At 41.6% G+C, this 12,300-nt stretch carries 11 protein-coding genes; 4 read left to right on the top strand and 7 right to left on the bottom strand.

Annotated elements, in window-relative coordinates; all coding sequences use genetic code 11:
- Positions 1 to 103 precede the first annotated feature (103 nt).
- Positions 104 to 970 (top strand): aldose epimerase family protein, encoded by an 867-nt coding sequence (locus tag NSQ99_RS03685; RefSeq protein ID WP_340835131.1) that lies wholly within the window; start codon positions 104 to 106, stop codon positions 968 to 970.
- Between the two features lie 272 nt (positions 971 to 1,242).
- On the opposite strand, the gene NSQ99_RS03680 is transcribed toward NSQ99_RS03685, so the two are convergent.
- Entirely contained in the window at positions 1,243 to 2,433 is a 1,191-nt protein-coding gene (locus NSQ99_RS03680; RefSeq protein WP_340835129.1) for a coenzyme F420-0:L-glutamate ligase, read from the bottom strand.
- Between the two features lie 129 nt (positions 2,434 to 2,562).
- Between NSQ99_RS03680 and NSQ99_RS03675 the strand changes: the two genes are divergently transcribed.
- Entirely contained in the window at positions 2,563 to 3,462 is a 900-nt protein-coding gene (locus NSQ99_RS03675; RefSeq protein WP_340835127.1) for a LysR family transcriptional regulator, read from the top strand.
- Positions 3,463 to 3,465: 3 nt separating this feature from the next.
- On the opposite strand, the gene NSQ99_RS03670 is transcribed toward NSQ99_RS03675, so the two are convergent.
- The 4 genes from NSQ99_RS03670 to NSQ99_RS03655 all read right to left on the bottom strand — a co-directional run bounded on the left by NSQ99_RS03670 (position 3,466) and on the right by NSQ99_RS03655 (position 9,098).
- Positions 3,466 to 4,581 (bottom strand): ATP-binding protein, encoded by a 1,116-nt coding sequence (locus tag NSQ99_RS03670; protein WP_340835125.1) that lies wholly within the window; start codon positions 4,579 to 4,581, stop codon positions 3,466 to 3,468.
- 228 nt (positions 4,582 to 4,809) lie between these two features.
- A complete protein-coding gene (locus NSQ99_RS03665; protein WP_340835123.1) occupies positions 4,810 to 6,162 on the bottom strand; it encodes a transposase in 1,353 nt (450 codons plus the stop codon).
- A 160-nt stretch (positions 6,163 to 6,322) separates the two neighbouring features.
- Positions 6,323 to 8,617, bottom strand: a complete 2,295-nt coding sequence (locus NSQ99_RS03660; RefSeq protein ID WP_340835121.1) for a copper amine oxidase N-terminal domain-containing protein — start codon at positions 8,615 to 8,617, stop codon at positions 6,323 to 6,325.
- A 196-nt stretch (positions 8,618 to 8,813) separates the two neighbouring features.
- Complete coding sequence (locus NSQ99_RS03655; protein WP_251666907.1) at positions 8,814 to 9,098, bottom strand: alpha/beta-type small acid-soluble spore protein; 285 nt, start codon at positions 9,096 to 9,098, stop codon at positions 8,814 to 8,816.
- 189 nt (positions 9,099 to 9,287) lie between these two features.
- Here NSQ99_RS03655 and NSQ99_RS03650 point away from each other — a divergent pair, with 189 nt between their 5' ends.
- Together NSQ99_RS03650 and NSQ99_RS03645 are read left to right on the top strand one after the other, a co-directional pair.
- Positions 9,288 to 9,848 carry a PadR family transcriptional regulator gene (locus NSQ99_RS03650; protein ID WP_251666909.1) on the top strand — a complete coding sequence of 187 codons (561 nt, stop codon included), beginning with the start codon at positions 9,288 to 9,290 and terminating at the stop codon, positions 9,846 to 9,848.
- Positions 9,849 to 9,853: 5 nt separating this feature from the next.
- Positions 9,854 to 10,333 (top strand): DUF4188 domain-containing protein, encoded by a 480-nt coding sequence (locus tag NSQ99_RS03645; RefSeq protein ID WP_340838723.1) that lies wholly within the window; start codon positions 9,854 to 9,856, stop codon positions 10,331 to 10,333.
- A gap of 148 nt (positions 10,334 to 10,481) precedes the next feature.
- On the opposite strand, the gene NSQ99_RS03640 is transcribed toward NSQ99_RS03645, so the two are convergent.
- Together NSQ99_RS03640 and NSQ99_RS03635 are read right to left on the bottom strand one after the other, a co-directional pair.
- Positions 10,482 to 11,828 (bottom strand): FtsW/RodA/SpoVE family cell cycle protein, encoded by a 1,347-nt coding sequence (locus NSQ99_RS03640; RefSeq protein ID WP_340835117.1) that lies wholly within the window; start codon positions 11,826 to 11,828, stop codon positions 10,482 to 10,484.
- Entirely contained in the window at positions 11,825 to 12,157 is a 333-nt protein-coding gene (locus tag NSQ99_RS03635) for a PadR family transcriptional regulator (RefSeq protein ID WP_340838722.1), read from the bottom strand. Before NSQ99_RS03635 ends, NSQ99_RS03640 begins: the two co-directional genes overlap by 4 nt.
- Positions 12,158 to 12,300 lie beyond the last annotated feature (143 nt).

Genomic DNA, 12,300 nt, shown 5'->3' with positions numbered 1-12,300 from the left:
CAATTGCCTACTTAGATTCATTTCGTTACTATAATGATATAGATGCTAGAGCTGACATCTTAATAAGTGATACCGCAGCTAATGATAAAGGAGATTGTGTCCTATGTATTCCTATTCGATGAAGCAGGAACGTTTTGAAACCTATGTGCTGGAGCACAAGGAAAGTGGCAGCTATATTGAGGTTGTGCCAGAAAGAGGATGTATTGTTAGCAGATATGTATATCGTGGTCAGGATGTGCTGTACTTAGATCAAGCGACACTAGATGATCCAAGCAAAAACATTCGTGGAGGAAATCCGATTCTGTTTCCTATTAGCAGCTATTTAGAGAATGAAACGTATACCTATGAAGGTAAAGCGTATCAGCTAAAGCAGCATGGCTTTGCACGACAGTTAGCCGGTCAAGTGATTAGTGTGCACGCCAATGAGCAGGAAGCGTCTATTTCATTGGAGCTCGTTGATGATGAAGCAACACGCGAGCGCTATCCATTCAGCTTCCGTCTTATGATGACCTATACGCTTAAAGCGGATGGACTTAAGATTGAAGCTGGCATTACGAATAATGATCATAAAATAATGCCCTATTACCTCGGCTATCATCCTTACTTTTATGTAGAGGATAAGGCAACGCTTGAGCTAACGATTCCATCGTCAAGCTATAATGAGATGCTGCCTAACAGCATGGCACAAAGTCAGTTTAATATGCAGCAGCAGGAATCTAATGTCATCTATGATCAGCTGCAAGCAAACAGCTGCACGATGATCGACCGAGCAAGATCATTGCAAGTTACAATTGAATATGATGAAGTATATCAATATATCGTGCTATGGGCGCTACAGGACAAGCCCTTCATATGCATAGAGCCTTGGATGGCGCCTGTTAACGGAATGAATATAGGTAAGGGCATTCAGCAGCTTGCTCCTGGCAAGTCTGACCACTCTGCAGTACTTATTCGCCCTCAGCTCTTGTAAAACGTAAATTTAATACCCATTATGGCGTTCTGACAACGCTACAAAAATAGTGTTGTTACAATTGCTGTTGTTCCCAGATTTCTAGAAGGAACACTAAGGTAGAAATCCGGGGAACAAAGCGTACGCCTCCGATGTAGCTTTCTTTCAGAAAGCTGTGAGGCAACCGCTTCGCTTTTCCACAACACTATATTTTTTGCTGGGGCTTTGTCGGTCACAGTTACATAGCAATCAAAAAAACGAGCCTGTGGGCTCGTTTTTTTGTATGTTCCTACTTATTTTGTATAGTTGTCGAAGTAGCCTTGGATGTAAACCATTGGCGTGCCTTTGTCACCGCTGCCTGATGTTAAGTCGGATAGTGAACCGATTAGGTCTGTTAAGCGGCGAGGCGTTGTGCCTTGTGCTTCCATCGCACCAACGAGGTTCTCGTTTTTATTTTCGATATAGCTGGCAATCGCCTGCTTCAATTCTTCACCACGTAGGTGAGAGAAGTTGTTGTCGGCCAAATACTTCAGCTTAATCTCGTTCGGCGTGCCTGCTAAGCCTGCTGTATAGGCCGGTGACACGACTGGATCAGCGAGCTCCCAGATTTGTCCTACGGGGTCCTTGAACGCACCGTCGCCGTAAACCATCACTTCTACCGTTTTGCCTGTTTGCTCTTTCAGCTTCGCCTGAATGCCGTCAACAAGTGGCTGACAGTTGTTAGGGAATAGCTTAACCGTATCCTCGGTTGCTTTGTTAGAGCCAAGCAAGCCATATGCCTCGTTATAGCCGCTGCCGTTAATGGACTGAGCTAATATATCATCCAAGCCATAAACCTTTTCTGCTCCACCAGCAAGCAAGATACGTTTCGTACGATGTCGCGAGTGAATATCACAGGTTAACACGCTCTTCGTATAATCGAGGATCGTTTTAGGCTGATTCGAGAAGATAACCTCGCACGCAGCTCCTTCACCTTCAATAATCGATTTATAATAGTCGATGTAATCTACACCTGTAAATGTATGTTTTTTATTTCCAAAGTTCGCTCTAAATTCAGCCTCTGTTAACACATCTGTCCAAGGGTTGATGCCTTTCTCGTCCAGCTCATCTAAGCTAACAAGATGATTACCTACTTCATCAGCAGGGAAGCTTAACATCAATACAACTCTTTGCGCCCCTTTTGCTATGCCTCTTAAGCAATTTGCAAAACGATTACGACTTAAGATCGGGAAAATGACACCCACGGTATCGCTGCCGAATTTCGCGCGTACATCTTCTGCAATATGGTCGATGGACGCATAGTTTCCTTGTGCACGTGCAACAATTGATTCGGTAATGGTAACGATATCACGGTCTTCGATCGAGAAGCCTTCTGCACTAGCTGCGTTTAATACAGTATCAACCACGATTTGTTCAATATCGTCTCCTTGATTAATAATTGGACCTCGAAGTCCTCTTACTACTGTACCAACTACTCTTTGCAATATAAACTCTCCTTTAATCGAACATAAACGAATGATGATCGAATGTATGATAACTACTAAATAACTATACAATTAAGTAAAACATAAGTAAAATTAATATCTATAATATATAGTATTAGGGTGATTAATATGAGAAAGAGCTTGGATCTTTATCGCGTCTTTGACGAGGTAAGCAAGCAATCCAGCATATCAAAGGCTGCACAGGAATTATTTATGACACAGTCCGCCGTTAGTCAATCCATTCAAAAGCTGGAGAAGGAATTAGACCTTGTACTGTTCAATCGTACATCAAAAGGTGTGACGCTAACGACGGAAGGCAAACTGCTCTATGAGCATGTCCGAGCCGCACTAAATATTCTTAACATCGGTGAAGAAAAAATGTTGGAATTTAAGAACATGTTGATCGGTGAGCTTCATATCGGTGTTGGAGATACGATCTCACGGTATTACTTACTGCCGTTTCTCGAACAATTCTACAACCAATTTCCCGGTATTAAGCTTAAAATCTTAAACGGCACAACGACAGAGATTTGTGAATTTATCAAGGAAGGCAAGGCAGATCTTGGTGTATGCAATCTGCCCATCGTTGACCATAGTATTCAAGCCTTTCCGTGTAAGGACGTGCATGATATTTTCGTCGGTGGCGAGAAGTATCGTGAGCTCTCTTCCTCACCTATTACATTGGAGCAGCTCGTGGAGCTGCCTCTGATCTGTCTAGAAAAAAGAGCGAACTCTCGCGTTTATATTGACCGTTATTTTAAAGAGAAGGACATTACACTCTCGCCGGTTTTCGAGCTTGGATCACATGATTTACTGCTTGATTTTGCTAAGATTAATCTTGGCGTCGCATGTGTAACGAAGCAGTTTTCACAGCATTATATTGATAGCGGACTGCTGCATGAGCTGAAGCTTGAGGAGCCTATCCCAGAGCGTAGCATCGGGATCTGCTACTCGAACCAAGTTCCGCTATCACATGCTGCAAAGCAATTTATTCAAATCGTTGATCCTACATTATATGAAGCGTTGTAATCTTCAATTTATGCTAGTTAAACAAGGCAGAGTGATTGTAAAGGATGTTCCTCTGCCTAATTGACTATGTACATCAATTTTTCCGTTATGATCCTCGATAATACGCTGGCATACAGCGAGTCCAACCCCAGTTCCCTTTTTCTTCGTCGTATAGAAGGGAGCGAATATTTTTTTCATATTCTCCTGATTAATTCCGCTGCCATTATCGGCTATTACAATCTCGACTCTAGAATGCAGATGACGAATATCAATCATGATGACTCCATGATTACGGTTTACACTCTCTTTCACAGCATCCATAGCATTATGGATCAAGTTAAGCAGCACTTGTTTAATTTGCTTTGGATCTATGCATAACCATATATCGTTGTCTGGACGCCTATACTCAAAATAACAATTATTAAGCAGTGATTCACTTTGGCAAAGCAGCATAACCTCCTCAACGACAGACACAATGCTAACCTGCTCTAATGTTGGCGCAGAAGGCTTGGACGTATTAAGAAACTCATAGATAATATCATTCGCTCGATCCAACTCTGATATTGCAACATCTGCATAATGCTCTTTGCCTATCTCTAGCAAATGTGGACGCAGCAGCTGAACAAATCCTCGCACACTGGTCAGAGGGTTACGAATTTCATGAGCAATGCTTGCAGCTAGCTTACCTACCGTCGCTAAATTTTCATGCTCAATAACCGATTGCTGTAGCTGCTCAATGGATTGCTCCAGCATAATTTTTTCTTCCAATAAGGAATGCGTTACATTAATAAAATTGCATTCTAAGCCTGATACTTGTGTTTGAAAGCTTTCCATTTGACTCTCTTTATCAATACAGAATAGATGAATTTGATTGGATGATTGACAATGAATATAAATTTCGAATAACGCTGCTTTCTTCTTTCTCGTATGAAGATGGAGCTCTAGCTTGTGTATGGAATCAAGCTTTGTAAAATCATCAATGATCTTCTCCCTGCTACTAGCATCAACAAGCTCTAAGAAGTTATGTGCTATCGGGAATTTATGCTTTACACAATCGGTTTGTAACAAAATGTTAAGCTCTCGATCGACCATAAAGTATGGGAACGGTAACATATCTGGTGTTAACAAGACATCGTTCATGTGTAAATCTCTCCTATAAATCTTTGACTTTAAAATTTATCTATCCTTTCACTTACTCCAATAAAATTCATTTATTAATTAGCTCTCAGAAATTTTCACATATAATAATATAATTGTCTACCATAAATAAACAAAATAATTAAAAATACACATATGAATCAATTTCATAATGCACTTATCTAAACAAAGTCAGACTAACAGAATTTATTAATTCCTGTTTTTTGAAGCTTAAGCTGCTTGATGTTTTAATCTTTTATTGATGCGGTCTACTGCTAATTTCGTTGCATTGTATACTAAAGAAACCAGCGTCAAATGTGCTTTTGCTTTTTGACCTGAACGATGACGAATATGATTCAGTTGAAAATACCCCTTCAAATAGGCATTCACACGTTCAACAGCGGTTCGGCGTTTAGCTATATGATCCCAAGATACCGTTCCTCGTGCAGGTGCCGTATACTTGCGAAGACTGGATGTTATTTTAATTTTGTACACCTTTTGACACAAACTATCTTTTTTAAGCGGACATTCTTCACATGCTTTCGGACGGATATACTTTAGCGTCTCGTATTTCGCATCGTAGCTATCATAACGATAGGATTGTTCTCTTACACAGGTTGGAGCAAAATGCTCATCGAATCCGATATATTCGGGTTCTCGTCGACGGTTGTAGGCGATAATCGCATGAGCTTCTGCTTTTCTTACTTGCTCATAAATTGGTTCATGGTCATACCCAGCATCCATTGTTGCATAGCGATACTTAAAGCACGGATGATGAAGGGCAAGCCCCTTTAATAAAGGAATAGCAGCTTTTCCATCATTTAAATTACCTGAAGATAGCAACGCACCTAGAATATATTGACTACTTGTGGCAACCGCCAAATGTGCCTTGTAGCCATACCAAAAGACGTTGTTTTGTTCACTATTTTTCTTGATGCCCCACTGTGGGTCTAGTGGCATCTGTTGGCTTAGCTGTTCGTAGGATGTTGTCAATTGATCAGCTATTTCTCGTTGGTAAATCGTTTTTGTTGCTTCTTCAGCTTGTTTTTGTGCGAGCCAAATCTTATGTTCTTCTTTCGACTTACGTCCACGTTTTTTAGGTTCAGGCTTTTCTTTCGCTTGCTTCTTAGGTGCTTGATCACGAGCGACTACATGTGTAGCATCGATGGCAATCGTATCGTCGAGAATAAATCCTTCTTGCAGTGCATGAGTAATGACTTGTTGTTGCATCTGCTCTAGTGCGTTGCTCTGACTAATTTTCTGAATAAGCCGAGAGTAGGATGCTTCAGAAGGAATGGAATCTGACAGCATAAAGCCACAATCCAGACGAAACAAAAGATCCTCACGGAGCCTTTTGATTAAATCTTTAATTGTCGGGATGCGTGAAATGAGTCTAGCGATTAACGAGTAAATCATCGCCGAGTAGTGAACTTCAACGGGAGCACCAAGCCTTGATTTTTTACTGACCACGGACAGTAAAGGTTGAATATCTATTGCACTAAATATGGCTTCAAAACGAAATTTTTGCTCCATAGAAAACAAGTCTTGCAAGGAAAACAGACTTTCGTGTCGAATATATGGCATAGGGGTTCATCCTTTCATCTCATTGTTTTGGTGGTACTTAACAATTTCGAGATTTGGGGAGGTTCTCCTTTTTTCATGCCTTAGAAAGCTAGTCATATCGGGGCTTTAGATTTATGAAATTGATTCATATAAAATTATATGTGTATTTTTATAAAGCATATTATTTATTTATATGAATATTTGTTTCTTGATTTTTTCGCTCATAATTGACCTTATAGCCTAAGCTTTCCGATATTTCACGCAATGGCACATACGATCTTCCATTTTTAGTTATTGCATTTTTGAAAATCGTCTTCTTGCCGTCCTTGGCGAAGGTGACACTTTTCGTTTTTTGATCCCATGCGATACTGTAGCCTAGTGCTTTTCCGATCACTTTAAGCGGTACATAGGTCGTTCCTTTTTCGATATACGGCTTGCCATCATCTGCTGTCATATTAAGGGTTGAGCCAAGTATAGTAATAGCTATCGGATCCTCAAACTGCAGCTCTTTTGCATACATGATCTTACCAGTTGCACCAACGAATATATATTTGCTGTAAGCTTTAATGCCGTCCATCATCATCATATTGCCGTAGGTATTCGCACTGTACGGATCATTGACCGCTACCTCTCTCCACTTCACACCGTCCTTAGATGTGTAATAGGCGTTATAATCGGTATAATCGCCATCAATAATCTTTAATGAATCATTAAAGGCGAAGAAATAACCATCGAATGATGTTATAAATTCAAATCGATCATTCTCATCGTCCAAATTAACCTTTGCGCGTGTCCATTTTTTCGCATCAGTTGAAGTGTACAGCCTAGCAGCATTATACCAATCTACCGCAACATACTTCTCACCATTCCATGCGATATGCATATTCATAACATCAATGGTTGCAAGGGTTGTCCAAGTCGTACCATTGGTTGTCTGCATTACACGCGTATATTGATCACCGTTATTGTACATAGAGAACGTTGCGACAATACGCTTGCCATCCCAAACCATTGAATTTAGCCAATGATCGTAGGTGCTTACACTTTTAACCTTAGACCACTTCACGCCATCCTTCGAATAGTACACCCCATCCACTTGACTTGCGGCAATGAAAAACTTCCCTGTCCATAGGATGTCGCGCAGCTGTCCGTACTCATCCAGCACATTTTCCCTTTTCCAATTTACACCGTTGGTGGAGGTATAGATGCCACCATTCCCAGTCGCAACAAATTTGTTCGCACCCCAGGCAACGTCAAACAATAGCGTTCTGCCGATCTTACCGTAAGGAAGCGGCGTAGCACTTTTCCAGTTAGATCCATCATCTGTATAAATGATGCTGCCATGTGCCCCTACAGCAACCGTGCGCTTACCGTTTGTTGCAATACCGCTAAAGTCGCCAAAAATCGACGTTCCGACAAGGCCATACGTCCAGCTTATGCCATCCTTAGAGAATATAGAATAGGTACCATCTGGACGATCAATGGTTTTATTAGAAGCTAAACCTGCGTATCCGCCATCAACTGGATAGATGAGATAGACTTGCGTCTGCAAATTAGACAAGTCATGCTTCTTCCAGTTAACAGCGTCTTTAGAGGTATAAGATACTTGCTTTCCTACTCCTCCATTGTTGTAAATTAGTCCAAACGCTATAAATTGCTTGCCATCATAATAAAGGTAATTAAGATTAGCCTCGCTAGGCGATTGACTTTGCTTCGTCCAAGAGATGCCGTCCTTAGATGTAAACAAGCCGTTCCCTACTCCAATATAGCGATCCTTTGCCCAGACAAAATCTTGAATACTCGCCTTCGTATCCAACGATTTTGTTGTCCACTTTACGCCATCCTTAGATGTGTATACTTTATTGTGTTCAAAGCCATAAATAAAGTAGGTTGAATTCTCGTAATGAAGATAATGATTACCGTAGTTGTCTGTAAGCGTCAATCGCTCTGTCCATTTCTGTCCATCACTTGACGTATAGACATGCTTCTGACCTACAGCAATGAACTGCTTGCCAGTCCACAGTAAATAGTGAATGGACTCACCAGGATTAAAATCAGCCTTTTCCCAGGTTAGTGCATCCTTTGAAACAAACAATTCCGATGAAGACCAGGCAGCGTTTTTCTCATATTCAGTATTCGAACCAAACATATAATAGCTGCTGCCATCATAGGCAATCGTCGTTAACTGATAGTTATTAAATTTACTTGTAGCCTTCCAGTTACGTCCATTCTTCGATGTCATAATCGATCCGTAAGGACCAACCGCTACATACTGAGACTTACCAATAGCCATGGAATAAGGTGCGTTCGAGCTAAAGGAGCCATCTACACTCCACCCATCTCCAATCGAATAAGGAGATTGCTTTAGCGTGATGCTATCAATGCTTTCGTACTCCGATGCAGCCGTAACCGGAGACAATATAGTCATAAGTATTGTACAGCCTATGACCAATGAAACAATTTTCTTCCAAGCCATGTTTAACCATTCCTCCTGTTGTTTACACTTTGAAGTTATGTAGCTATAACAGACTTATTATAGATCAACTACAGGAAAAATGGGGAAAAAGTTGCTGAATAATTTCCATATATTGGATGGTAATAAAAGGCATGCTAAGTGCACGTATAGGTGCTCTTAGCATGCCTCGTATTAATGCGCATTAGTTGACATAGCATCACTTCTGCTGTTCATCTGCCAGTCTTTCCTGGGCTAGTCGAATCATCTCCTTGACCATCGACCCGCCAATTTTTCCACCGATATGACCGACATCCTCCGTCGTAAGATGTCCGTTGTCGTACGGCTGCAGAGGAACACCTAGCTCTTTAGCTACTTCAAACTTCACATCATCTGGACGAGCAGGATCAACCGTATAGCCTTCATTACGCATCACATCAGCTTTAAATTGCTGCATTGCTTGTTGAACATTAGGCACAGCATAGGATCTGCGTCTTCTTCCCATGTGATTACACCTCCTTCACGCTATGATTGTCCCTAACATACCCTCCGCCATCGCTATTCATACAACGAGGATACAACGAGAATACAATGAGAAAAAAATGAGTAAATTCAATAAAATCACTATTCCATTATTTTCTATCTCGTGCTATTATGTATCTAAATGATATATATCAAACAGATAGGTGATACTATGAAAAACTATAATGATACGACTTACGCGATCCTTGGAATATTAACGACATCCTGTCGATCTGGCTATGCCATTAAGCAGCTGATTGACCAGAGCTTGACTCATTTCTGGAAAATTAGCTACGGTCAGATCTACCCTACTCTTAAGCTGATAACAGAGGAAGGATTAGCAACGATACAAAGCTCCTCGCAGCCAGGCAAGCCTGACCGGAATGAATATGAGCTTACGGACAAAGGCAAAGAGGTATTACGAGAATGGTTAGAGCAGCCAATTAAGCAAATCTCTGTTGAACGCAATGAGGTGCTGCTTAAGCTTTTTTTCGGCAGTCATCAATCCAAGCAGCATACGATACGCACGCTGCAGGATTATAAGAATAAGCTTGAGGATCGTTATGCCACGTATGTAGGCATTGAGCAATCGATTACAGCTCATGCAACAGATGAGGAACAGGATGTACAGTACTGGCTGCTTACGCTGGATTATGGCAAGCGGACCACCATTGCTGCGATTGAATGGTGTGAGCATGCCTTGCTTCAATTCAATCAAATGGAAGGGGGCTAATCATGATGTCGGCTTCAATATTAAAGGGGCGTTACACGGTTAACAATGACCAGGATATTGTCGTGTTTTTAATCGGTATGCGCATTAACAAGTGGTGGGCGCTGCACAAGTGGCTGCCTGTATTTCTGGCGATGCCAGGGATGGTTCAGGAGCTGTACACGCACAAAGCAAAGCTTGGCTTTATGTCCATGGAAAGCTATTTTGGTCTTCGAACGACGATAATGGTGCAATACTGGAATTCGACAGAGGAGCTGCTTGCTTATTCCAAAGCGAATAAGCATATGGAAGCATGGAAAAAGTTTAATCAGAGGGTAGGAAGCAGCAGCCAGGCGGTTGCTGTCTACCATGAAACCTATCAGTTAAAGGCTGGCAGCTATGAATCGATCTACGTCAACATGCCACCCTACGGCCTTGGAAAGGCACTTTCCGCAGTCCCTGTTACGAAGGAAAGCCATACAGCAAGCAAACGTTTGAACAAGGGGTAATGACTAGCAGATTACACATCTTTCCAATTAGCATTGCTTTGCTTCGTTGTTTATGAACTGTGCTAAACGCATCCGTACTTTAACAAAAAACTCCTCTCTACGGGAAGATCGTGCAATCACCCAAAAAGAGGAGTTTCTTTTGGCTCGATCATGACTTAGTCAACGAAGATTGGAAGCCTTGGTCTTGCTGCTGACTAATCATATCCTTTCTTCGGTAGACGCCAAGCATAAAGCCAATTAAGCCAAATTCCAAAATGGTGACTGAGCTTAATTGCAGAATCGGAAGACCAATGCCAAAAATAGGTACAATACCAAGACACATCAGTAAATTCCATAGCAATCGTATGCCGAATATGCTGCAGACACCTACAATTAAGGATCTTCCATACATATCCTTCGTTTTTAGCCCCATTCGAATCGTGCGCCAAACAAAAGCAATAACGGCTAACACAACTATTGTTCCAAATATCCAGCCTAAGCTGTAAACAAGATAAGCATACATCATCTCACTATAGATAAACGGTAGTTTAGGGTTAGGCACACCGATGCCTTGTCCCCATAGTCCTCCCGCTTGAATAGCCTCAACAGATCGTAACGCTTGATAATTAGCATGAGGATCATTACTGAACATAGCGGTTAAGCGGAATTTAATATAATGTAATTGGCCGCCATTAAAAGACAGCAGCAGAACCATACCTGTAATTAAAGTACCTGCTGCAGCTAGTATAAAGCGCCATCTGCCGTATACAATCAACAGTACAAAAATTCCGAACGTGTAAACAGCCAAATTAATCATCGTAGGCGTCAACATATATGCGAGCATCGGCAACAGAATAAAAGCGACCAGCTGTGCCATAATTTTGACGGAGGACATGAGTTGAGTTGATCGAGACTTGGTGCGATCGATATAGAGAATTCCAGCAATAGCAACAATGAGCAGATAAGGAGACACTTCACCAAGATTAACGTTAATTGGTCCTATTGAAATCCATTGCTTCAAGCCATTTATTTGTGTGCCGAATAACAGTGAATAGTACATAACTGCAATCGTTATTGCGTATAGCCACCATGACCATCTTGCAAGCTTTTGATAATTGCCAAAGTAAGCGGCAACCATGAACAGCAAGCCTGCCAAGACGATAACAAGCTTAGTCGTGAAATTTATGTATCCTGCTGGCATGGCAAACAGTGCAACGACAGCTAACAAGAACATAACGGCAAAGATCACAACTACACTCCACTCCGTCTTCGGCTTGTGCGCAGCGTTGAGCCCAATCCCTACTTCACGTGCATCTCCCATACCTCTAACGGCTGAAGCGATCGCTTCTTCTTCACCCAGCTGCTCCAGCTCCATCAGATCTTCGACACGCTCTAGCAGATGCCCTAGCAGCTCACTTGCAATGTCATTATGTACGTCTTTAGCCTTTACATGGCTACAAACTTCCTCTAAGTATGCGGCGACCAATGGATGGGTGGCTAACTTTTTCTCATTCATACAGAGCCCTCCCCAATCAATCGATCGACCGTGTTGCGAAAGAGCGTCCATTCCTCACGCTTCTCCTGCAGCTGCTGCTTGCCGCTTTCCGTTATTCGATAGTACTTTCGCTTGCGTCCTCCTTCTTCTCTCCAATATGCCTCCACCATCGCTTCTAGCTCAAGCGTATGAAGGATGGGGTACAATGTGCCTTCCTTTAAAGTGAACACATTGGCCGAGCTTCTTTCAATTTCTTTCGTCATCTCATAGCCATACATATCCGCTCGATCTAGCATAGAGAGGATGAGAATGACTGTGCTGCCCTTCATAAGCTCCTTATTAATTTTCATCACTCGTTCATTTCCCTTCTATACCTATAATTACGATACATCGGTAATCTATGTATTAGTATATACAAAATTTGTATATAACTCAATGTCTGGTACCTTCTTTTTCTGGAATCCTTTCATATTCCAATAAAGTTTCAAATATT

Origin of the sequence: Paenibacillus sp. FSL W7-1287, assembly GCF_038004245.1 — a bacterium.
GTDB lineage: Bacteria > Bacillota > Bacilli > Paenibacillales > Paenibacillaceae > Pristimantibacillus > Pristimantibacillus camelliae.
This window is presented reverse-complemented; position numbering and strand designations above follow the sequence as displayed.